The organism is Capnocytophaga stomatis (assembly GCF_002302635.1).
Taxonomy (GTDB): Bacteria; Bacteroidota; Bacteroidia; order Flavobacteriales; family Flavobacteriaceae; genus Capnocytophaga; species Capnocytophaga stomatis.
In genome coordinates this window covers 353,034-376,423 of sequence record NZ_CP022387.1, presented here as the reverse complement: position 1 = coordinate 376,423, position 23,390 = coordinate 353,034, and the positions used below count along the sequence as shown (strand labels likewise).

The window sequence follows — 23,390 nt, the reverse complement described above, 5'->3', positions numbered from 1 at the left end:
ATGATTTTAGAATACGAATATTTTAAGAATCTTCTCAATCAAAAATTGTTTGAAGACAGTTACAGTGATTTGCTACGAAAAATAGCCGAAAATCCTGATAGATACATCGGTATATTTCGCCCAACAAAGCCGAAAACCAAACTCATTCAGAACATTACACAGTCGCACGAAATCCGTTTTGGCGATGCGTTAGAATATTTGTTTGAGAAATATTTTCAAACCGTTGGCTTTACGCTTTTGCCCAAACGCTTTCGCAATAGTCAGGACAAGGAATACAATATTGACCAACTTTTTAGCGATGGAAACACCATTTTTATGATTGAACAAAAAGTGCGAGACGACCACGACAGCACCAAAAAAGTGGGGCAATTCAATAATTTTGAAAGTAAATATTTTGAATTAACGCAACTTTATCCCACGCATAAAATTGTTCCAATAATGTGGTTTATAGATGATTCGCTCCGTAAAAACAGAAAATATTATCTTTCCGAGTTGGAAAAAATGGCAAATGATTACGATTGTGAAAATTATCTTTTTTATGGGGAAGAAATTTTTGGTGAAAAGGGTGGAATTACGACTTTTGACTTTTCGATTTGGCAAGAAGTATTGCAATATCTGGAAATTTGGAAAAACACTTTGCCCGATATGCCGGAAATTAATTTTGACCACAAAGCCAATGAAGTTTTTGAGGAAATAAAAAATTTGCCTCCTATCGTTTTTCGTAAAATATTTGGAAATGAGGAAGTTGTACAGCAAATATTTCCGATTATTTTCCCCACAGGCGAAACACTGAATTTGTTACAAAATTATTTCCAAAGTAAAGCAGATAAAATTTATAACACACTGGCAATGACGCTCCAAGATGTTTTAGCCCTCGGAAATCAATGATAAATCAGGAACGAAAAATTTTTCGTTCCTTTTTTGTGGTTTCAATCTCAAAACCGCACCATCGTTCCAAAATAGAAAATCCGTTTTTGGAGGTGGTTGTAATGTAAATTTGTGTAATTCGAATTGTAATACACCGAAGCAGAATTATTGAAATTCAGTAAGTTATTAACTGAAACAAAACCAATCACAGCAGTTTTTCCAATGAAGAAAAGTCGGTTTGCTGAAAAATCCAAGCGTTTATAATGAGGCATTTCAGCGGAATACCAATCGCCGAAAATCGGTTGAAAATCATTGGCTTGTGGATTAAAAACTGCCGACTGCACAGGAGTAAAACGATTTCCCGGACGCGTGGCAAAAACCAACGAAGCCGTAAACCATTTCGGATTTTTGTAAATTAGTTGCGACTTGATAAAATATTTTAAGTTTAAAGGGGTGTTATATTTTTGATTTCCAATAGCATACTTCTGATTTAGAAAAGTATTCGATATTGAAAAAGAAAATTGATGATTCAATTTAAAATCCACAGAAGCCTCACTTCCAAAGGTTTGTGTTTTATCAAATTGCTCGTAATGATTGGTTACAATATCGCCCTTATCCACTTTGTAATACACTGCCGAAGACAAGATAAAACGCTCATTTTCAAAGGAATAGTCCAAAGCAAATTGACTGCTAATCAGCACATTAAAATTCTGAATGACATAATTCGGCGTGGTGTAGCTGTGGTATTTCCCTGTACTGAAAAGCAAACGATGTTGATTGTTTGGTGTGTAATTGGCTGAAAATTGGTAACTTACAAAATTTTTGCTATCCTTGTGAAGAAAAATATTTTTCCGTAAAGCCGATGAAAAATTCCACTGATTATCAGGCGAATAATGGGCGTACAAATACGGCTCTACATAAAAAAAGTCAGTTGTTTTTTGATTGGTAACTATCGGACTATCAGGTTTCAAACTGAAATAAAACTGCGGAAAAACAGCATCATATCGGTAACGAAACACCGAAGTATCGACTCCGTATTGCAGGGTGAAATTTCGTGAAAAACGCGTTTTGAAACTTAATCCATTGAAAATCTGAAAATTATCAATTTTGGAATTCATATTTCCGTAGCGAAAACCCGAGTCGGAAAAATCCACCATTGAAGCCCAACGAATTTTGGTTTTTTGCGTAAAATAATCCAAATTATTCACCGAAAAAAAGCGTTTTTTGGAGGCTTCAACATCACCTGAAAAATTTAAAGAACGATTCAAAACCGAATATTTTTCATCAATAAAATAATTAAATGTATTGAAAGACAGATTTTCATTGATTTTCAGATGGGTATTCGCACCCAAATCAAAAGTGGAAAAATGATGCAGTTGGTCTAAACTTTTTTTGTTCAGTCCGATGATGGCATCGCTACATTGATAATTGGCATAAATTTGTGTAAAACTCTCATTGCCAAGTGATTGATTCCGCATCAAACCAACATTGGAAAGTGCCAAAGCGATTTGGGTAAATTCGTTAATAGGTTGGGTTTTGGTTTCAATTTCCACCAATCCTGCACTCGAATTGCCAAAATTCAAAGGCGGATTACTCGAATAAACATATTGTTTATCAATGAGTTCCGTATTGAAAAGCGAAAAATTTCCCAAGCCATCATTTCGGCTGAATCGCACAGGATTCAGCACAGGCGACCCATTGAGATAAACCCTTGACCTGTCGGGACTTCCGCCTCGAAGCGAAGGGTTAGCACTTTCGTCCGTATTGGTGGAAGCAGGAAGCGTGGTTATGGCTTTGAGCGGGTCGGCATTGGCGGCAGGATTGAAATAAATATCCAACGAATTGAGTTTTTTTACTGCAAATTTTTCGGAAATAGGGTCTTTTTTCACGATGATAACCTCTTCCAATTGGTGGGTTTGTAAGCTATCTTGTTGAGCTTGTACAAAACTGAATATTAACAAATTAAGTGTAATAAATAATATTTTCATAAGATTCAAAGTATGTAGGGAATGGATATATCCATTCCATTTGGGTAATCTGTTCTGTGGGGGAATACATTCGTTTGGTTGATATGAACGGCAGAGATGTATCTCTGCCCTACCGCATTGTATTTTTTCTATTTTTCGGAAAATTCTGCGTGAAATTTTTTCTGTAATTCGTTGGCTTTTTCTTTCTGATTTTCAGAAGAATACCATTTTAAAAGACTTTGGTAGGCTTCCTTTTTGCCCCAAGTGGGCAGGTGGTCGGGATTTTGGTTCGGCTCGGCGAGGGAAATGGCTTTCAGTAGCGAGGTTTCCGCCTTTTTGCCACCGCCGTACTGCTTGGGCGTGTGCGTGTCGTAATTGCCTTCCACATAGTACAAACGCGGATTTTCCTTTTGCAAACGAAAACCTTTTTGCAGGTTTTGACGAATTTCGGCATCAATTTGCATCGCTTCCATTTGGTTTTTCATAAAGACAAATGACAGACTTAAATTATTGGCTAACAGGGCGTAATCTTCGGCGTTTTTATTTTTCTTATCTTGCAGAATATCAATGCTTTTTTGATTGTATTCACTCGCTTTTTCTTTATTATCTGTTTTCAAATAGAAAATGGTTTGATAAAAATTCAAATAAGATTTCCAATACAAATTCCATTGGCTATTTTCCTTATTTTCAGAAAGCTGTTTTTCCAAATTTTCTAACGGAAGTCCATTTTTGGTCGTAAAAGCCTCGCCTAAAGCGGTTTCTATTTGTTGTTGAATGCCATTGAGCGAAGACTGATTTTCTATTGTCTGAATTTCAGATTGTTGTGTACTTTGAGCTTGTGTATTGATTGCAAGAAATGAGCAAACCACAGCAAAAACGATGTTTTTAAAATTTCTGTTCATTGTATTTATTGTTTATAAATTAGTTTATTTTGTAAAGTAAAATTGTAAAAAAATATTATTTTTCCTCTTTCTCCATCAACTCTTTGATTTTGCGTTCTTCCCAATTTTTTCCAAAGAAAATATTAGGGGCAAATACTTTAAAAGCGTGCGAAACCAGCCCAATACCCCAGCCGAAAATCACCCACAAACACCATAAATGATTGGGATTTTGATAGAGATTCAGCCCAACAAGAAAGGTGTTTACCACAATGTAAACCGCCAAATGATTGTAGAATTTTTTGAGTTTCTTCACTCGCTTTTGTGCTTTTCTGTAAGCGTTTTGTTCTGTTGTGTTCATCATATTCAATTTTAAAATTATTTTAAATAACCTTTTAACGCCTCTACATATTCTTCAAAGGCTTGTAATCCCTTGGCAGTAAGAGCGAGTTCAGTGTTGGGATAATTATCTTTAAATGATTTGGTTACAGTAATGTATCCCGCTTTTTCGAGTTTGCCTATCTGCACACTAATATTGCCCGAAGTAGCTTGGGTGACTTCTTTCACTCGGTTGAAGTCTGCCTTTTCCTCCGAAACCAAAAGCGACATTATTGCCAACCGCAACTGCGAATGCAAAAGGGGGTCTAAATCTTTAAACATTTTTTCTTTTTTTATAATCGGAATGCAATTGAATCCCTGGAATTAAAAACAACAAGGCAGCCAAAACTACGGTCATCAAAATGATGTAATATCCATAATTAACAAACAACGAACTGTAAACCAAAGCAAAGGAAATCAGCGAAGTGCTTACCCAAAGTCGATTTTTCAGCTGTAATGCCGTTGCCAAAGAAGCCATTGCAAAGGGGAGGTATATCAGTATAATAATCCACTTGGAAGATTGCGTAAATCCGCCTACCATTGCACCGATTCCCGCCACGAGCCAAAGCCAGCCCATCCAGTCGATGCTTTTGCCTTGTTTTTCGGCTTTTATGCCTTCTCGCATTTTAGCGACAAAGGTAAAAATAAATCCCAAAGGCATCAAAATTGCCCACACCAATCCTGATTTATCAAAATGAAAATCAAATTGATACATCAGGAAATGTATAGTTCCCGCCAACATAATAAGTACGCCCCAAAAGATGAAGAAAAATCCGTTTTGTTCGTACTTTTGTTTCCGCTGATTGATGATTTCCTGAATGATTTTCAGGCTGTCGTTAGGTTGTAATTGTTCCATTTTTTTAATTTTTTTAGGTTGATGATTCTACTTTTAAATTTGGTTTATTTTGTAAACTAAGTTTTCAAAAAAATATTTCTTTCTCTTTGATGGTGCAAATGTAAATAAGTTTATTTTATAAACCAAATTTTTTTATCAAAAATACATTAATTTTTAATTCCATAAATAGAAAAGAGATTACCCTAAAACTGAGTAATCTCTCTTTATAAAAATAATTGGTTGTTACTTATTGATATATAACCAACTTGCTTTGGTGTGTTTCTTGTTGTTGTCATCAGTGTATTCGATGATATAGAAATATGTACCTTGTGGCAATTTCTCAGGTGCTTTAACCGTTACTCGTCCATTTGAAATCGCTCTGAATACATTATTTACATTGTCATACCCTTTCGCATCGAATACTTTAACTCCCCAACGATTATAAATTCGGACAGTATTATTAGGAAATTTCTCTATCCCTTGAATATGGAAATAATCGTTCAATCCATCTTCATTCACAGAAATAGCATTATAAGGTATAACTTCATTCAACACTGTAATTGTTACTTTTGCTATCGAACAGTTGCCCATTACATCACAAAGCTCATACTCGAAGGTATCTACTCCTGCATAATCTCGGTTAGGTGTATAGACAACCTCGTCATACGATGGATCATCAGGCGTTCCGCTATTCTTGATAACAACTGTTCCGTTCTTAGGTTGTGTCACAATATTCAATGTTCCTACCGTTGGCACATTCTCATCATTAGCAACAACAGGTATCGTGACAGGTGAATTAGCTACTGTTTCTTCAACATCATCCTTCGCCACAATAGGAGTCGTAGGTGTCGTCACTGCCGTAACTTCTATCGTTGCCGTTGCCGTATCGCAAGTAATTGTTCCTGATTTTGTACAAATTTCATATACAATAACATAAGTTCCCGTTGGTGTTCCTGAAGGTACAGTCACATCTCCTGTCGAGGGATCTAACACCGGTACTGTCGTTCCTGTTGGCGTTGAACTTACCGTTATCGTTACATCAGACGTTGTTGGTGTATTCGTACCAATTCGGTCATTATGCAACACATTTATTATCGTTGCACTTTGGGTAGTCGTTACTGTTACTGAATCGTCATTCGCAGTTACTACTGTTGGTATTGTCACCTCCGTAACTACTACTGTTACCATAGCCGTATCACAATTGGCAGGAATAGCTCCTTTTTCACAAATCTCATACGTAAAGGTATGTGTACCCGATACCGCCGTGTTGCCAATGGTTAATGTTCCATTAGGATTTAATGTTACGCCAATCGGTAAGCCCGTAGCAGTTACACTAACCGTAGCCTCCGTTGGAATGTTGCCATTGAGCTGGTCGTTTTCAAACACCGTCCTGCTAGTAGTTCCTACCCCTTGTACGCCAAAGTTATCATCAACCGCGTCTATATTCTCAATGGTAATGGTTACCGTAGCTGTATCGCAAGGAGTACCATTTACTTTTTCGCAAATCTCATACGTAAAGGTATGTGTACCCGATACCGCCGTGTTGCCAATGGTTAACGTTCCATTAGGGTTTAATGTTACGCCACTCGGTAAGCCCGTAGCCGTTACACTAACCATAGCCTCCGTTGGAATGTTGCCATTGAGTTGGTCGTTTTCAAACACCGTCCTAGTAGTAGTTCCTACCCCTTGTACGCCAAAGTTATCATCACCCGCGTCTATATTCTCAATGGTAATAGTTACCGTAGCCGTATCACAATTGGTAGGAGTAGCTCCGTTTTCGCAAATCTGATACGTAAACGTATACGTGCCAGATACTGCCGTATTGCTAATAGTTAATGTTCCATTCGGATTGAGTGTAATCCCCATTGGTAAAGCCCCCACAGCAGATAATGTTACTGTCGAGGTAGTTACTCCTATACCACTTAGCGTGTCTCCCCCAAAGACAGTTTGTGTAGTAGTTCCAGGGACTTGTACGCCAAAATCATCATCAACAGCATCTATCACGTTCTCTACTTTTATCGTTACCGTTGCCGTATCGCATAAAGAAGGTACTACTTTCGAACAAATCTGGTAATTGAAGCTGTAATTACCACTTGGCGTACCCGAAGGCATATTAACGATTCCCGTTATTGGGTTTAATGTTATGCCCGATGGCGGAGTTCCAATAGTGGTAATGGTTACACTATTAGTCGAAGACAAATATTCTCCATTGTATTTGTCATTATTCAATACACTACCCGTATTGCCTCCTGCGGTTACCGTAAAATTATCATTATCAGCATTGATGTTTTTAACCGTTAATGTTACCGTTGCCGTATCGCAAGGCGAAGCATTTACTTTATCGCAAATGGTGTAAGTAAGCGTATGTACTCCCATTGGTACGTCATTACCAATATTTACTTTACCATCTGCCGCAATGGTTATTCCACTGTGCGAACTAATCACATTGCTAATCGTTACATTGGTAGTGGTTGCCGAAGCTGTTCCCAAGGTGTCGTTATCCAAAATGCTTCCCGTTGTGGTTGTATTTGCTTGCACTACCCCGAAATCATCATCAACAGCATCAATGGTTATCAATTTAATAAACGCCGTTTTAGTGACCGTATTACCAAAAGTATCTGTTGCTGTGATAGTTACCATTACCGTATTGCCCGATACATTACACCAATCTGTAGGCTTAACCACAGCGTAGTTGTTCGTGGTATTAGCTATCGCTCCACAAGTATCTGTAACGGTAGTTGTTGACAACCAATTATTTACCTGATTATCAATATCAGTAGCTTGACAACTAATCGTTAAATCTGCTAAATTACCAATGGTCGGTGCGATGGTGTCATCAATGATAATACTTACAGGCACTTTATCACTTTCACATCCCTCTGCATTTATTTGGCTTACGTATTTGGTAACCACGGTTTTAGTTGTTACATTTCGTGAAATCGTTGGTGTGGCTGTTAGGTGAGTAGGTGATGTAGCCGTATCATACCAACGTAAGGTATGTCCTGCCGTTGGCGTTGCCACAAAGTTTACTGTATCCGCGGAAGTACAAAATACCTGATTGGTAACCGCAGGAGGGGTCGGAACAGGAAGTGCTACCTTAGCTTGGAAAGGCGTAGAGGCTACTGTACAAGTTCCATTTCTCACTTCTAACGTATAACTTGTTCCGAGTATCATACCTGTAATGGTATTTCCGCTTAGGGTAGCAGTATTAGGCGTTAAGGTATAAGTATAACCGCCGTTATAATTAGTGATAGTAGCCGTTGTTCCATTTATTCCGCATTGAGCATCAGCCACTTGTGTTGTTGGTGCTGCCAAATCATTTACAGTAACGGTATAAATATTCCCCGTAGTTGGTGTAGTTACACAGCCCGAAACACTTTTTACTGAAACCACTTGCAATATTTGGGTGGCGGTTGCCCCACTTACCGTATGGGTATAAACCCCACTTGCGGGTAAAGTGATGGTTGAAGGCACTCCATTTACCGTATAATGTACTTCTTCATTGGGTACTCCTACGAAAGTGAATTTCACGTCCTCACCACATTCCACCGATGAAGGGATGGTTACCGTTGGCAAGGTGGCAACTATACCCGTAACTTCTACTTTTACAATATCGGTATATGTAGGTACGTTACAAACCTTATCAACGGTTACCTCCACGAAGTAGTATTTCGCTCCTACGTTTGCTGTGGTAGACGTATAGGTTGAAACCTCCCCTCTATCAAGCGTTTGAGTGTGTACCAGGGTAGCTCCTACCGTTCCGTTGTAGGTGTTTTCAAACCATTTGTAAATCATTTTACCTGCGGTTGGCGGTGATGTTGAGTCGCCCGAAGCCGTTAGTACCACCTGCACTCCCGAACAAACGGTATGCGACACGGGTTGTGTAACAATACTGGTTTGATTGAAATTCAAGGTAATATTCCTCCACGATGAAGGGCAACTGCCTTCTTCCATACGGTATCGATACACTTCGGAAGTGGTAAGAGCATAATTATCGGGCAATTCTGCTGAAGTTTCCACACCGCCTATCACACGAATCAGATAAACTTTTGGGTTTGAAGTACGTCCAAAAATTTGCCGTAGCCTTGCTCTTACATCTTGTATTGTTACTCCGTTAGCACAAGTGTCATAGCTCAAATCCACTAAACGAGGGTCATCGGTGCCATCTGGATTTTTGTAAGTTGATTTTTTTACAATTCTTACTCTGGCTATGCTGGAACAGTAATTGGTTCTGTTTATTTTGTAAAAAATATCTTTACTGCCTCCAACAAGGTCAAACTGGTGAATGGGCGTATTACCTTGTTGGTCGCTAAAAAACTCAATGACATCAGTAGTTCGTGCCGCATTGTGAGTTTTTACAAACGTTGTCAAATCGTTAAAATGTGTCGCTCCAAAGGTTACAAAGTTAGTCAAATTCGCATCACAAACGTTAAAAGTATTGTGAGCTGCAGAAAGGTCTTTGGGCGAAATATTTCGTTTAACCGTTAAAGTGGCTGTTTTAGTAGCTTCCAAACCACAGGCGTTTGAAACCGTATAGGTAAAGGTAAACGTTCGCCCTTCTAATATAGGTGTCATATTGCTGTGCAACGCTATATGCCCGTTTTTTGAAACTGGATACATCCCCGAAACTTCTCGGATAACGCCGTTGGTATAGCCCGAAGCTGTCGCATTGTTATGCACCGTGGCAAACAAATTAGTACGCACATCATAAGAAGTTTTACCGTTTAATTCCGAAGCACACAACATCACATCGGTAGCGTTTGCCGTTAGTACAGGGGCTGATGCGGTACTTCCCGTTAGCTGTACTTCATATTCGGCAGGGATACACAAAGTGAAAGACGCATCTTTCGGAGCTACTCTTAATTTGTACTTATGAACAAAATCTGTAGCTTGTAGATTGCTCACCTGCAAAGTAGGTGAATGGGATAAAATGGTGCTTGGGTCGTCTTCACGGAACCATTCATAAGTATAAGCCAACGACAAATCGGGTACGGAAAGGGTAGTCGAAGTGCCTTGGCAGTACTCGGTGCGGTCGGTAGTAATGACAAAAGGTGTAAAATTTCGTATTTCCACATCTTTGGTTTCCTGGCTGCACACATCTTCCACCGCAAATTTGTACGAAGCCGAAGGATCGGTCTCCGTGATAGTGAACTTCCCTGTTGTATTCGTAATAGGCATAAAAGAAGTATCCAAGGATCCTCCTACGCTTCTGCTCAATATTTTATAGGTAAACGGAGGCGTTCCTCCATTTGCAACTACCATAATGTCGTACTGATTTAACCCACAAGTAGCACCCACTATATCCACAAGAGTTGGTAGAGCTGAAAGTGCTCGGTACTCGCCTATCACTTTTGAGCACATAGCAAGAAGTCCTGTAGTAGCGGTCAATTCTATCACTCGATAACGGGTATAGAGTCTATAATTGCTATGTAATAATTCCTTAGTAGTATTTCGTTTTCTGTCTGACAAAATATCACTGTAAGGATCTGCATTAGGGTTTATCATATTTACCCAACGGGCTTGTATCTCGTCATAGCCTTGTAACACATACTTGCGATTGTAGTTGTCTTCAATGGCATCATAAAGCTGTATTTGAACTTTACAACCCGTTACGACTGAAAAACGAACCTTAGGGTCGGGGGTTGGCGGACGTACCGTTACTACTTTATTAACTACATCTTTCTGACATTCAAAGCCTAATGCCGATAGGGTATATGTACCGAAAGGTAAACCGTGAAGTACGCGTCTTCCATTGGTTACAACCGTCCATTGGTCGTAGTCATACTCTTGGGGTACGGCAAATGTTCCCGAAGTGCCCGGTGCAGGCGTAAAACTCGTGATACGGATTTTCTTCGGAGTTCCGGAGTTGCCAGTTTCAAGAAAACCAATGCCATAGCTTTGATTTTCACAATAATAGGTGCTATAAAAATAACTTGTATTAGATACTCCCGCCGGATTTTGTAAATCGGTTATGGTAATTTGGCGTTGAACTTCAAAGCCACAACCCGCGTGTACATAGGTAAACTTATAGTTTCCTAACAACAGATGCGGATGGCTTACCAAAACAAAAGGTCTATGGTCTAACTGACCATATTTGTAATATCTCCCGCCAAAACGATGGTTTTTTGTGAAACCTGCCGCCACGGGGTCAAACCCTGCGGGTGCTTCGTCCAATACTATGTATGCAGGTTTATAAAACCATTGTATGGAGGCATAAATATAGGTTTTTCCGCAAGCGTCATAGTGCCGGTTAAGACTTGCCCACTGGTTAAAATCATCCTCTTTTGTTTTTACATTCTCGGTAAGAGGAGCTAAATTATTCACCCCACAAGCGGTAGTAACTTGGATATTATGCACCCAACTACCACTTTCATACGGGATTTGCACTCCGTCACCAAAGAAATTTTGCCTACCTGGTAAATTATGTCCAAAATAGATACTTGCTTGGTTATGATCATACCACGCATAGGTGGCTAATTCAGTTCGGTTATTGAAAGTACGTGTCATCGCATACGATGCCCCGTTGGGGGAAGTAAGCGTATAGGACACCGTCATCGGGTAGGGAATGGCATCGGTATACCAATGCTCCCTTGACATTTTTATTCCGCGTTGTAACCTAACAAGCCCTCGTCCACACTCATCGGTAGGATTTATGTAAGAAGCCCCCCCAATAGGTCCTATTGAAAAAAGTTGACCTTCTATTTTAAAACTTATGGTACGCCCTTGCCCACAGGCATCTTTCACGTACATTGCATAATTTCCAGCAGGCAAGTTTTCAAACACATTGTTTCTTTGTTCGGGTCGGGTTACAGGTCCGGAGGTAATTTGAAAAGTAAACGGGTAGGATACCCCTTTAGTAATATTTACGATAGCTCGCCCTGTATTGACTGCACAAATTGGCGGTTGTCCAGTAATGGTGTATTCAATACCTGGTGGGTTAGGCACTTTTGCATCCTTTACAGTTACCATTTTTTCATAAAATGTAGCAGGATTAGTTTTTAACTCGGCACGAATAACGTAGGTCTTGCTACCTTGTATGGTTTGTAAATCATTTCTGTCTGCAGTAGCTGTCTGAAAAGTAGATTGCGTGGAAAGTTTGTGATAAAAATTATAGTCATTATTGTTGCCTCCTATAATTTGGTAGTAAATTCCACCCGAGTTATCGCAATACTCATCACGTACACGGGTTTGTAGATGCACTTCAGTAGTTGGTTTTACCTCAAAGGTAACGTCATTTGCTACCTTGAAGCTACAACCACCCGCAATGGCGTGTATTTCAAAAGTGGTATTCTCAGCAAGGTTGCCCACAGGAATCGTAACGATAGACATTTCAGGGTCATAATTCCCCGAAAACCAATACCCTGTGGTTTTGTTCACTGCAAAATAAGTTACGTTAGTAGCCATACGTGAGTTATCCAAATAGATAACAGCATTTGTTCCTGCCTCAATGGGTGAAAACACACTTGCCTTAGTCTGTTTAATTAACCCGTCATAATACGCATTGCAATCGCCAGAAGGCGTTGGTCGTGTCGCCGGAGGATTTCCTTGACCCCAAATCATAGAGCTAACGAAAAGGAAAAATAACTTAAAGAATATTCGCATTGTGTTTAAAAATAAAGTATAATATGCTAAAAATAAGTATTTTTACAAAAAATAGATAAAGAAAACTACATTTGCTTTTATCAAACTAAGGGCAAAATTAAGAAAAAATTCAAATAAAAAAGTTATTTATTTTGTTTTTTTGAAAAAATTATAACTTTATTTATGGAAAATGAAGAGAATGAAAACAATTATGTGAAATGTATTTCACTTCTAAGATTATAATACGATATATAAATGCAAGCTACAATTTGCCTTAAAAAATATACCAAAAGAATTGTGTAGATATGTTTAAAAATGAATGTAAAATTTATAAATCAAAAACAGAACTTCTTTTAGTGTAAAACAAATCCTTAATACGGAGTAAAAAAGCCAACAAAAGATATATTCCAAACCAAGCTCCAAGAGTAGCAAACGCACTGTAAATAAAGAAGATACGAACATCTTTGGCACGCATTCCTAATTTTTCGGATAGGCGAGAAGAAACAGCAAAACCGTACTTTTCAAGGAAAAAACGAAAATCTGAAAGATGTTGATTCATAATAGATTGGTTTTTAATTCCGTCGTAAAAATAGAAAAATAATTTGATAATTGAAGAATATCTGTACGATTTTTCAAAAATAAAAAAATCGGAAAAACTTAGCTTCCCGATTTCTGACAATATTGTAAAATTAAAATTATTGTTTTAGCAGCTCAAAACTCACGTTAATTTTGGCACTGATGGCGATGTTTCCGACAGCTAAAGTTTCTTTTGAGGAACTGGTATTTTCTGCCAAAGCAATAAATTCACCACTACGCGGCATAGTTAAACCTGATGATAATTCGCTAACTGATAGTGCTTTACCGATATTTTGATCTAAACTTACAGCATAAAAAAGTGCTTTTTGTCGAGCATCTTCTACGGCTGCCAAGCGAGCTTCACGCAAAAAATTTTCTTTATTTTTTACATCAAAAGAAATGTTATCTATTTGATTTACACCTGCTTCAAAAATGGCCTCCATCAGAGATTCATATTTGCTGATGTCCTCTAACTTGATTTTAATGCCTTGCGATATATAATATTTGTACGTTTTGGTATTATAGTCGTAGTGTTTTGTTAATGAAACGTGGCTGGTTTGGAAATTCTCCAAAGGTAATTCATTGGTAAGAATTTGGATTACTTTAGCAACGGTTTCGCCATTTTTCTGTTTAAGATGTTTTATATCATTTCCTTCATTTTCAATGCTTAATGAAATATTTACAATATCAGGCTTGGCGTAAACGATTCCTTCTCCCGTAACGCTTACTGTTGGAATAGATTGTGCTGAAATCATAGTAGATACCAATGAAAATAATAATAAATAAGGTTTCATAATCTAATTATTTTGAATTTTTTGTTTTTTAGTCAATTTGTGTGCCAATATGGTTTATCTTTCCAATTTTTTACGAAAAATAAATAGTAACGCTATGGGAATCAGCATTCCTCCAACCAATAAAGGTTCTCTGCTAATTAGCGATGGTTGGTAGGCAAGAGCATAAATAAGTCCGCCCACAGCTCCTCCAAAATGAGCCGAATGTCCGATGTTATCCGTGCGTGATTTCATTCCGTAAATTGAATAGAGCAAGTAACCGATTCCGAAAATATATGCCGGCATCGGGATTACAAAAACTATAATCATCATATTGGGATTGAACAAAATAGAAGCATACAAAATCCCTGTAACAGCTCCGCTTGCCCCAACTGCAGTGTAGTAAGGTTCGTTTCGGTGAAGGAATAACGCAAACAAACTTCCTAAAATCAGAGAGAAGATATAAATGAGCACAAAATGCGTGATTCCTGCGTATGCAATGACAACATCGGCAAAGAAAAACAGCGTTATCATATTGAAAATAAGATGTTGCCAATCGGCGTGAAGAAAGCCACTGGTTAGCATCCTGATGTATTCGCCACGCTGAACTTCACGAACGCCAAACTTATATTTGTTAAAAAATGAATAATCCTTAAAACCTTGCATAGAAAAAAGCACATTGGCAATAATTATGGCAAGGGTAGCTAAACTTAAATCTCCCATTGTATTGAATTTTTTCGGACAAATATAATTATATTTGCAGAAATTTTTGATATAAATGGATTTGTTGGTATATATTTTGGCATATCCCATTATTTGGATATTGTCAAAACTTCCTTTCCGATTGCTGTATGTAGTATCGGATTTTGTGTATTTTGTGGTATATAAACTATTGAAATTCAGGGCGAAAGTTGTTCGTAAGAATTTGAATATTGCCTTTCCTTTTAAAACGCAAACGGAGTTACTGAACATCGAAAAAAAATTCTACAAACATTTCTGCGACATATTTCTGGAAATGATAAAATCCTACGGAATGAGCGAGAAAGAAATGAAACAGCGGATGACTTATACCAATTTGGAAATATTCAAAGAGAAAAGTATTGAAAACCGAAGTGCAATCCTAATGTGCGGGCATTATGCAAGTTACGAATGGTTGCTTTCGCTGGCTTACAATTTAGAGCATAAACCTTACGCACTTTATACACCACTGAGTAACAAGTATTTCGACCGACTTGTTCAAAAAGTACGAATGAAACACAAAAGTTTTTTACTTTCGCGATACAGAGCTTCTGTGGAAATGAAACGACATAAAGATCAGGGACTTATCTGCTGTTATGGCTTCGCTGCCGACCAAGTGCCGAACAATTCCAAAAGTTATCGCCGACCGTTTTTGGGGCTTCGAGTTCCTGTGTTTACGGGTGCCGAACGAATGGGAAAACAGCTTAATGCAGTGATTTTGTTTGCAAACATCCAGAAAATTAAGCGTGGATATTACCAAACTACTTTTGAAATTTTGTCAGATAATCCTACGCAAGTTCCCGATTATCAAATAACTGATATGTTTTTTGAACGATTGAATCAGCAAATCTATAAGCAACCCGAATATTATCTTTGGACACATAATCGCTTCAAAAGAATGTAATTTTTAGCAAGGACAGAAATAATATTATATTCCAATAAGTTTCAGAGCTTTGACAAACATTTTTTTAATTCTGAAAAAGAAAAAACCACAACTAACACAGATTAGCCATAGGAATTTATTTGCATCTATGATAATTTATGTCAGCTGTGGGATTTCAACAATCAAACTTTATTTTTTATTACTTTTTTGAAATTTTAAACACAAGTGATTGTAATGGAGCAATATCCACACGCATTTTACCTTGTCCGTTTTGAATGTTGAGTGTGGTTTGCTGCTTTTGATAAAGTGCATCGTTTGCGGTGTATGCTCCATCGTTCAAAAACCAACTTCCAACTACAAATTGCGGAATTTGTAAATCGAACCCAAAACCATCAGTATCACTGAAATTCACTACGATAATCCACTGATTTTCTTCATCGCCGCGTACAAAGGCATATACTTTGTCGTTGTAGAATTCCGTATTTTTTCGGTTATGTTCGTGAATATCAGCGTAAAATCCGTTTACGTCCAAGTTCAGCAAACGTTTGTAAAAATCACGTAATTGTTTCTCATTTTCAGAAAGTTGACCTCCGTCAAATTGCTTGTTGTTCATCCAACGTTGGTGTGCAGGAACGCCTACATAGTCGAAAATTGAAGTGCGTGACGGACTTCCGAAACCGCCTCGTTCTGCTCCTTTTTCGCCCACTTCTTGTCCGAAATAAATCATTACGGGAGCATCGCTAATAAGTGCAGAAACTGTCATCGCAGGCTTTGCTTTTTCGGCATATCCTGCAAATTCAGGTGATGCAATACGTTGTTCGTCGTGATTCTCCAAAAAGTGAAGCATATTTTCGGAAATATCAGCTAACTCCTTCTGAATAGGAGCAATAGCATCTGTTGAACGTCCGTGTGAAATGATGCCTCGCAATGTATCATACAATTGTACTTTATCGTACAGATAATCCATTTTTCCTTTTCGGATATAGTCGCGATAGGCTTTCGGATTATAGATTTCCGCCAGCAAAAACGCATCAGGATTTTTCATTTTAATGTTGGAATTCAGATAGCTCCAAAATTCCACGGGAACCATCTCTGCCATATCAAAACGGAATCCGTCCACACCCAAACCAAGCCAAAATAAGGCAATATCTCTAAATTTCACCCACGTATTCGGAACGGTTTTTGTTTCCCAAAATTGGAAATGTGCTTTATAGTCTTTGTCATTGAAGTCGTCGGAAAGTTCAGGAAAATCTTTTGTGCCATCGGGTCGCACTCCGAAATTGAGCTTCACTGTTTCATACCAATCGTTGAAATCAGGTTTGGATTTTCGTGAGCCATTGCCTGTCCATTTAGCAGGAAATTCTTGAAATTTGTGGTCGTTGGCGATAGGTTCACCTCCCAAGGGCAAATATCCTTCCATATAATCAGGCACTTGAAATGCTTCGCCAGGATTGTAGTAAAAATTATTGTTTACATCGTACTGAACGGAAGTATCGTCATCTTCTCCAAATCCTTTGATTCCTTGAGGTTTAGAAATGCTTTCGTACTTTCGAGCCACGTGATTTGGCACAATATCGATGATTACTTTAAGTCCGTTTTTATGAGTGCGTTCGATTAGGGCTTTGAATTCTTCCAATCGGTTTTCAGGGTTGTCCGCCAAATCAGGATTCACGTTGTAGTAGTCCTTCACGGCGTAAGGCGAACCTGCACGCCCTTTTACCACTTCCGGAGAGTCGTTTGATACGCCAATTGCAGTATAATCGCCCACCAAAGCGTGATGCGGAACGCCTGTAAACCAGATATGTGTAGCTCCTAAATCTTTGATTTCTTGCAGTGCTTTATCCGTAAAATCAGAGAATTTACCCACTCCGTTTTCGTGTTTTGTTCCCCAAGGCTTGTTCGTGTTGTTGGTGTTGCCGAAAAGGCGTGTAAATACTTGATAAACTACTTTTTTGTTGCTTTCTTTCATCTGCTTATTAGTTTTTTCTTCTTTATTTTTACAAGCGGCTGCAAAAAAAAGAAAAATTAAGGAAGAAAGCATTAATGTTGAAATATTTTTTTTCATATAAGACAGTTATATTTTTATGTTGCATAAATTTTTATTCTGGTAAAGCACGCCATTTGTGCAATATGTGGGTGTAAAGTAATACAAATAAAAATCCTAATCCAAAAATAAAGTAGGACACTGGTATAAAATTATGTTCAAAAAAATCAGAATTAGTTATTAATACCACAAAACCAAAGGTTGCTGGTACAAAGAAAAGCAGTGAAAAATTTAAAAGAATGCCAGAATACAACTTTCTTACTTGTGTTACAAGACCAAAAGAAATTACGATAATGCCATATGCCGTAATGATGTACAACCAAAGAATAGATGAGTGACCTCCACCCAAGGCCATAATTAGTGAAAAAATACCTAACACGAGTACCAATATCCCCGAGAATATAATGGTAAAGAGTAAAGTTCGTAAATTAGTTACACGAAAACAGAAAATCAAAGTAGATAGTATAAATATTAAAGGGATGTAAGCTAGAATATTTTCAGTCATAGAAAAATTCTCAATCATTCTGAGATTTTCTGTCAAATTATCTGTTTTACTATCGTAGTATTGGTGCTCGTCGTAGCCAGAATGGTCAACTGTAGCGGTTGTTTCTGTAGTCTCACTGTTATTATCATCAATTGAAGTGACTGATTTTAAAGTATCTAGTTTTTGATGAGACAATACTTTGGCGGGTTCTTCAAAATCTGTTGAGAGACCATCCAACACTTGGGGGCTAATTTTGTTTTGTTGCTGGAAAGGGAATTTATCACTTAATTTTTTGATATAATCATCTGTGTAGTATATGTTTACTCTGGTTTTTACTCCCAAGCTGAAGGAAATTGAAAACAGTGTTGAACAAGATAAAATAATGAAATACTGCACAAACTGCCCGAAGAGTTTCAATGGACTACTCGGGTAAAAGTTCTTAAATGCATTATGTTTAAATAGCATTACCAACCATCCTACAATCAGTAAGATGGAAATTATTAAATGCAATAAAAATGGTGTCACGAAGTATTCATCTATATGGGGACTGTAATAATACCTTATTAGTTTTTCTTCATCAAGCAATAGCCAGCCAAGCATAAAAAAGAATGCGTGTATAGGCAAGCTTATGATTAAAATCCAACATAATTTGGTATTCCAAAGAGAAGGAAATCGTTCCAGCAAAAATTTTTCTATCTTATTGTACATATATTCAATTGATTAATTGACGAAAAAACGTCGGGTTGAACTTGAAATGTTACGCAAATATGTGATACTGATTTTTGATTTTCCTAAATTGCTTAGTACTTCTGATAAATCGGTATTGGTTTGAAAATAAGCAATATAAATTCCTCCGTTGTAATTAAGTTTTTCAAGAGGAAGTGAGGCAAAGGCACTGATGAGTTCCTCGCGAGAATTGGTGGTGTCAATTTCAACAATCAGCGGGTTGTCAATACTTTCCTGTTTGCTTTGTGATGAGTTATCAGTATATTTTCCGTTTTTCAGGAAAATAACTTTGTCTGAAATTTTTTCAACTTCGTACAATTGCTGTGAACTTAAAATCAAAGCGATAGGATTATTAACAGAATTGGCAATCATTTTCAGGTCTTCCAAGATGATCTGTTGTGCCATTACATCCAAATTTCCTAATGGTTCATCAAGCAGTAATAATTCAGGTTTACGAAGCAATGTACGAGCAAGTTCAAACCGCATTTTATACCCTGATGAAAGCTCGCTCCATTTGAGGTCTTTGTATTTCCAAAGTCCTAAACGTGCTATCATCATTAAGGTTCTTGTTTCGTTTTCCTTGGGGGGAATGCCGTAATTTGCCAACACAAACTTCAGATTTTCTTTGAGGCTTCCATACCATTTTGCAGTACGTTGCGGGATGTAAACGAGCTTGGTTTTCAGGTCATACTCGTTTTTTGAATTTTCCCTGAAATTATATTCAAGTGTACCGATGTTAAACGACAAATCGTTGGCTAAAATACGCAGCAGGGTAGTTTTTCCATTACCATTTTCTCCTACGAGTCCGTAAACTTGTCCTTTTTTTATTTCTACTGAAATCGGACCTAATACAAAGCTACCCAAGCCGTATTGTTTTTGAATGTCTTTTGCCACCAAAACGGCTTGTTGGGTGTCTACTTCATTGACGCTGTGTTTCTCTATATTGGCAAGCAATGTTTTGGCTCGTTCTACAAATTCAGTTGTGTTTGTAGGATTGTTTTCTTTCCAATCGGTTAGTGCAATGGCTTGGTTGTAGATTTCCATACTTTGGGTATCGGTAGCACAATCAAGCAATTTGCGAAAGCCTAATGAAATATCGTTATTTTCAATGTTTTGTAAGGCTTGTTGTATGCGTTGTTGATGTTTTGACATTTTTTAATACATATTTATTATTACTTAAAAAGTTCTTCTGGCTTCGCTCAGTAAAATAGCGGTTGCGGTTGCAACATTCAGGCTTTCAGTTTGTTGTAATTGTCCAAAACGAGGAATTGTGATTTTTTTTGTGGCAAATTTAAAGATTTCTTCGGAAATTCCGTTGGCTTCGTTGCCCATTACTAAGATAAGATTCTCAGGAAAAGGAGTTCGATACACACTTTCTCCGCTCATCGCCGTAGTATATACGGGTAATTTGGTATTGTTTAGAAAGTGCTGTAAGTCAGTGTAATGTACGTTTACCCGAGTTAGCGAACCCATTGAGGCTTGCACTACTTTTGGATTATAGCAATCTACCGTTTCTTGGCTGCAAACCAATTGATGCACGCCAAACCAATCACAAATCCGAATGATAGTTCCCAGATTTCCAGGGTCGCGAATGTCGTCCAAGGCAACGATAAGTCCTTTATTTTTAATGGGTTGTTCGGTAGGGATTTTGAAAATAGCAAAGCCTTCATCAGGATTTTTGAGCGAACTGATTTTCTTTAATTCTTCTTTTGTGGTGATAGTTGTTTTGTTTTTCGGTAATTTTTTGGAGAAGTATTCCGTAACAAAAATTTGCTCGACATCAAAGTTTGGTTGTAGAAACTCAAGAATTGATTTTTTGCCTTCTACTATAAACATTTGATGCTGAAAACGATATTTTTTTTGTTGTAACTTCTGAATAAGTTTAATTTGATTTTTGCTAACCATAAAAAATATGTATTTTTGAGCCCTAAAAACAAAAGTTTGTGAGATTATTTATTCCTAAAATATTACTCTTTGCGTTGGTATCTGTTTTGTTATCAGCCTGTAACGCTGTAAAAAGGGTTCCTGAAAACTCGTATTTGCTCAAAGAAAATACCGTTTACGTAAATGATAAAAAAACAGAAGACGCAAAGATAAATAATTTTATTTTACAAAAACCAAATGCGTCTTTGTTTGGGTTGCCTTTGGGGTTGTTCATATACAATGCCGCGAAACCAAATCCTGAGGAAGATTTTCAAGATTGGCTTGACGAACACCCGAAGTGGAATAGCACTTTGGAAAGGATATTGTCACAAAAACAAGTAAGAAGATTAAAACAATCCTTCCTTGTTTCAGGGATACATAAGCAGCTGAAAAACATTGGTGAAGCTCCTGTTATTTTAGATAGCTCGAAAATAAAATCAAGCGTAAATTACTTAAAATCATATCATAACAGTATCGGATATTTTAATTCTACTGTGAAAGATAGTGTTACCTATAATCCTAAAAATAAGAAAAAACGAGCAATTGTTTCTTATCATATTCAGACCGGAGAGCGTTATTATTTGGATACTTTAAAAACTTCGATAGCTTCTTCGGAGATTGATTCTGTGTATGATACACATTTATATAACAGTTTTTTGAAGTCGGGAAATCCGTATCAATTAAGTGATTTTAACAGCGAACGCAGCCGCCTTACAACTTTATTTCGGAATAATGGTTTTTATACATTTCAGCCAAGTTCAATAAATTTTGAGATTGAGCGTGACACGATTCAGGAAAATAAAGACCAAAAACTTGACGTAACAACCGTTATTGATGATTTGATTGAGCGTGATGGGGATATTATCACTAAAAAAGTTTATAAAGTTCATTACCTTAACAACATTCGAATTTTTACCGATTATGATTACACTATGGATCCAAAAACTTTGGATTCAATTACTTATAAGGATATAACAATATTTTATAAAGATAAATTGAAATACAAACCTCGTATTTTGAAAATGGCTTCAGCTTTGGAAAAAGGAGCAACTTATTCAGATGAAAATAGAGGACTTACCTATAAGCAAATCAATAATTTACGTATTTTTAAATATCCGAATATTGAGTTTAAATATGCTGAAAATGATACACTTCAGAAAAGTTTAGATGCCAATATATATTTAGCTCCGTTGGATAAATTTTCGCTTCGGCTTACAAATGAAATAAAACGCTCTGAAATTGAACGAATTGGTATAACATTAGGGACTTCATTTGCAACGAGAAATGCCTTCAGAAGAAGTGAAATATTGGAATTGAATTTGCAGGGGACTTTCGCTTCACAAAGAAATTCAAGTGAGAAAAGATTTTTCAATATGTCAGAAATCAGCGGGGATATTCGTTTGGTTTTTCCTGAGATATTGTTCTTTTTAAATACAACTAAAATAATCCCATATTCGATGACTCCGCAAACGATGTTGCAAGTGGGTACGAGTTACCAAACCAACATCGGTTTAGATAAGCAAAATGTAACAGGAGTATTGCGATATTCTTGGAATCCACGAAATGATAAAGCCGTGTTTGATTTACTGAATGTTCAGTACGTACATAACTTAAATCCGGGGAATTTTTTCAACATTTATAGATCTACTTACGATCGATTGAATACAATTGCTAAAAAATACGCACTTGACCCCTCGTATTTAGATGATCAAGGAGATTTGATTGTAGAAAAAGGCACATCAGGATTTTTCAAGGATATTATTAATCAGAGAGTAACTCTTAAAGAGGAAGATATAACGCCAATTTTGAGTATAGGACAAAGACAAGAAAGGCTTACGCGTAATGATTTCATTCTTTCAACAAGTTTTACTTATGTATTCAATAATAATTCGCAGTTTTTCCAGAGAGATTTCTCGCAATTCCGTGTGAAGTTGGAAAGTGCGGGTAGCTTGTTGAACTTATTTTCAAGTTTGTATGGTGTTGTAAAAGAGGAGAGCAATCCAAGAAAATTTTTGGGAGTTGAATACGCTCAATTTGTAAAAACAGAACTTGATTACATTAAGCATTGGCCAATAGGGGAGCAGAGCTCTTTAGCGTTTCGTGGCTTTTTAGGAGTTGCTATTCCGTACGGGAACTCAAAAAATATTCCGTTTTCACAAAGTTACTTTGCAGGAGGCTCAAGTGATAACCGCGGATGGAGAGCTTATAGTTTGGGACCAGGAAGCAGTGAGTCTATCTTGGATTACAATGAGGCAAATATGAAACTTACACTGAATTTGGAATATCGTTTCCCGATAGCAGGAAGCTTTAAAGGAGCGATTTTTACCGATGCGGGTAATATTTGGAATGTTCTTGATGATGTTTCATTTGATTCGTACAAATTCAAAAATCTTTCGTCATTGAAGGATGTGGGAGTGAGTTCGGGTTTAGGACTTCGGTATGATTTTGGATTTTTTGTTTTCCGATTGGATGTCGCAAACAGAATATACAATCCGGCAAATCCGTTGGGAAGTCGTTGGTTTACGGATGTATCCTTAAAAAATTTGGTTTATAACATAGGTATTAACTATCCTTTTTAATGAATTTTTGAAGATAGGCTATAATTGCTAAAATGTTTATAATCGGAATATATAAAACCTAAAAAAAATAATATTTAATGCTCTTTTAAATTATTTTTCTATTTTTGTTGCGGAAAAAACGAAATATTGTTTTTACTACAAACGAAAAAAATAGTTTTTTG

The 23,390-nt window shown here is 37.2% G+C and carries 16 protein-coding genes; 3 read left to right on the top strand and 13 right to left on the bottom strand.

What is annotated here, in order from left to right; genetic code table 11:
- Positions 1–888, top strand: a complete 888-nt coding sequence (locus CGC58_RS01750) for an HpyAIV family type II restriction enzyme (RefSeq protein WP_095894849.1) — start codon at positions 1–3, stop codon at positions 886–888.
- Between the two features lie 47 nt (positions 889–935).
- On the opposite strand, the gene CGC58_RS01745 is transcribed toward CGC58_RS01750, so the two are convergent.
- The 9 genes from CGC58_RS01745 to CGC58_RS01705 form a co-directional block, all read right to left on the bottom strand.
- Positions 936–2,855, bottom strand: a complete 1,920-nt coding sequence (locus CGC58_RS01745; RefSeq protein WP_095894848.1) for a TonB-dependent receptor plug domain-containing protein — start codon at positions 2,853–2,855, stop codon at positions 936–938.
- A gap of 128 nt (positions 2,856–2,983) precedes the next feature.
- The gene (locus CGC58_RS01740; protein ID WP_095894847.1) at positions 2,984–3,736 is read right to left on the bottom strand and encodes a hypothetical protein; all 753 of its coding nucleotides are present in this window, start codon (positions 3,734–3,736) and stop codon (positions 2,984–2,986) included.
- A 55-nt stretch (positions 3,737–3,791) separates the two neighbouring features.
- Positions 3,792–4,073, bottom strand: a complete 282-nt coding sequence (locus CGC58_RS01735; protein WP_095894846.1) for a 2TM domain-containing protein — start codon at positions 4,071–4,073, stop codon at positions 3,792–3,794.
- 17 nt (positions 4,074–4,090) lie between these two features.
- Entirely contained in the window at positions 4,091–4,372 is a 282-nt protein-coding gene (locus CGC58_RS01730; RefSeq protein WP_095894127.1) for a winged helix-turn-helix domain-containing protein, read from the bottom strand.
- The gene (locus CGC58_RS01725) at positions 4,365–4,946 is read right to left on the bottom strand and encodes a hypothetical protein (RefSeq protein WP_095894845.1); all 582 of its coding nucleotides are present in this window, start codon (positions 4,944–4,946) and stop codon (positions 4,365–4,367) included. Before CGC58_RS01725 ends, CGC58_RS01730 begins: the two co-directional genes overlap by 8 nt.
- A 222-nt stretch (positions 4,947–5,168) precedes the next feature.
- Positions 5,169–12,485 (bottom strand): T9SS type B sorting domain-containing protein, encoded by a 7,317-nt coding sequence (locus tag CGC58_RS01720; protein ID WP_198540741.1) that lies wholly within the window; start codon positions 12,483–12,485, stop codon positions 5,169–5,171.
- A gap of 349 nt (positions 12,486–12,834) precedes the next feature.
- Positions 12,835–13,065, bottom strand: a complete 231-nt coding sequence (locus CGC58_RS01715; protein WP_095897063.1) for a hypothetical protein — start codon at positions 13,063–13,065, stop codon at positions 12,835–12,837.
- A 136-nt stretch (positions 13,066–13,201) separates the two neighbouring features.
- Positions 13,202–13,876: an SIMPL domain-containing protein gene (locus CGC58_RS01710; protein WP_095894843.1), complete on the bottom strand. Its 675-nt coding sequence runs from the start codon at positions 13,874–13,876 to the stop codon at positions 13,202–13,204.
- Between the two features lie 54 nt (positions 13,877–13,930).
- Positions 13,931–14,575, bottom strand: coding sequence for a rhomboid family intramembrane serine protease (locus CGC58_RS01705; RefSeq protein WP_095897062.1), 645 nt, complete (start codon positions 14,573–14,575; stop codon positions 13,931–13,933).
- Between the two features lie 55 nt (positions 14,576–14,630).
- Between CGC58_RS01705 and CGC58_RS01700 the strand changes: the two genes are divergently transcribed.
- Positions 14,631–15,494: a lysophospholipid acyltransferase family protein gene (locus CGC58_RS01700; RefSeq protein ID WP_095894842.1), complete on the top strand. Its 864-nt coding sequence runs from the start codon at positions 14,631–14,633 to the stop codon at positions 15,492–15,494.
- Positions 15,495–15,672: 178 nt separating this feature from the next.
- Here the strand turns inward: CGC58_RS01700 and CGC58_RS01695 are convergent, their stop codons facing one another.
- The 4 genes from CGC58_RS01695 to CGC58_RS01680 all read right to left on the bottom strand — a co-directional run bounded on the left by CGC58_RS01695 (position 15,673) and on the right by CGC58_RS01680 (position 20,632).
- Complete coding sequence (locus CGC58_RS01695) at positions 15,673–17,442, bottom strand: alpha-amylase family glycosyl hydrolase (RefSeq protein WP_095897061.1); 1,770 nt, start codon at positions 17,440–17,442, stop codon at positions 15,673–15,675.
- Positions 17,443–17,572: 130 nt separating this feature from the next.
- A complete protein-coding gene (locus CGC58_RS01690; RefSeq protein WP_095894841.1) occupies positions 17,573–18,709 on the bottom strand; it encodes a hypothetical protein in 1,137 nt (378 codons plus the stop codon).
- A 12-nt stretch (positions 18,710–18,721) separates the two neighbouring features.
- Positions 18,722–19,879 carry an ATP-binding cassette domain-containing protein gene (locus tag CGC58_RS01685; RefSeq protein WP_095894840.1) on the bottom strand — a complete coding sequence of 386 codons (1,158 nt, stop codon included), beginning with the start codon at positions 19,877–19,879 and terminating at the stop codon, positions 18,722–18,724.
- A gap of 24 nt (positions 19,880–19,903) precedes the next feature.
- Positions 19,904–20,632, bottom strand: a complete 729-nt coding sequence (locus CGC58_RS01680; RefSeq protein WP_095894839.1) for a TrmH family RNA methyltransferase — start codon at positions 20,630–20,632, stop codon at positions 19,904–19,906.
- A gap of 38 nt (positions 20,633–20,670) precedes the next feature.
- On the opposite strand from CGC58_RS01680, the gene tamL reads away from it, so the two are divergent.
- Positions 20,671–23,229 (top strand): translocation and assembly module lipoprotein TamL, encoded by a 2,559-nt coding sequence (gene tamL, locus CGC58_RS01675; protein ID WP_095894838.1) that lies wholly within the window; start codon positions 20,671–20,673, stop codon positions 23,227–23,229.
- The last annotated feature ends 161 nt before the right edge of the window (positions 23,230–23,390 follow it).

What these genes read in the sequence shown, in the direction of transcription:
- CGC58_RS01695 (WP_095897061.1), bottom strand. Translation starts at nt 17,442, where the DNA reads ATGAAAGAAAGCAACAAAAAAGTAGTTTATCAAGTATTTACACGCCTT.
- CGC58_RS01700 (WP_095894842.1), top strand. Translation starts at nt 14,631, where the DNA reads ATGGATTTGTTGGTATATATTTTGGCATATCCCATTATTTGGATATTG.
- CGC58_RS01685 (WP_095894840.1), bottom strand. Translation starts at nt 19,879, where the DNA reads ATGTCAAAACATCAACAACGCATACAACAAGCCTTACAAAACATTGAA.
- CGC58_RS01725 (WP_095894845.1), bottom strand. Translation starts at nt 4,946, where the DNA reads ATGGAACAATTACAACCTAACGACAGCCTGAAAATCATTCAGGAAATC.
- CGC58_RS01750 (WP_095894849.1), top strand. Translation starts at nt 1, where the DNA reads ATGATTTTAGAATACGAATATTTTAAGAATCTTCTCAATCAAAAATTG.
- CGC58_RS01715 (WP_095897063.1), bottom strand. Translation starts at nt 13,065, where the DNA reads ATGAATCAACATCTTTCAGATTTTCGTTTTTTCCTTGAAAAGTACGGT.
- CGC58_RS01730 (WP_095894127.1), bottom strand. Translation starts at nt 4,372, where the DNA reads ATGTTTAAAGATTTAGACCCCCTTTTGCATTCGCAGTTGCGGTTGGCA.
- CGC58_RS01680 (WP_095894839.1), bottom strand. Translation starts at nt 20,632, where the DNA reads ATGGTTAGCAAAAATCAAATTAAACTTATTCAGAAGTTACAACAAAAA.
- CGC58_RS01740 (WP_095894847.1), bottom strand. Translation starts at nt 3,736, where the DNA reads ATGAACAGAAATTTTAAAAACATCGTTTTTGCTGTGGTTTGCTCATTT.
- CGC58_RS01745 (WP_095894848.1), bottom strand. Translation starts at nt 2,855, where the DNA reads ATGAAAATATTATTTATTACACTTAATTTGTTAATATTCAGTTTTGTA.
- CGC58_RS01735 (WP_095894846.1), bottom strand. Translation starts at nt 4,073, where the DNA reads ATGAACACAACAGAACAAAACGCTTACAGAAAAGCACAAAAGCGAGTG.
- CGC58_RS01720 (WP_198540741.1), bottom strand. Translation starts at nt 12,485, where the DNA reads ATGATTTGGGGTCAAGGAAATCCTCCGGCGACACGACCAACGCCTTCT.
- CGC58_RS01705 (WP_095897062.1), bottom strand. Translation starts at nt 14,575, where the DNA reads ATGGGAGATTTAAGTTTAGCTACCCTTGCCATAATTATTGCCAATGTG.
- CGC58_RS01690 (WP_095894841.1), bottom strand. Translation starts at nt 18,709, where the DNA reads ATGTACAATAAGATAGAAAAATTTTTGCTGGAACGATTTCCTTCTCTT.
- CGC58_RS01710 (WP_095894843.1), bottom strand. Translation starts at nt 13,876, where the DNA reads ATGAAACCTTATTTATTATTATTTTCATTGGTATCTACTATGATTTCA.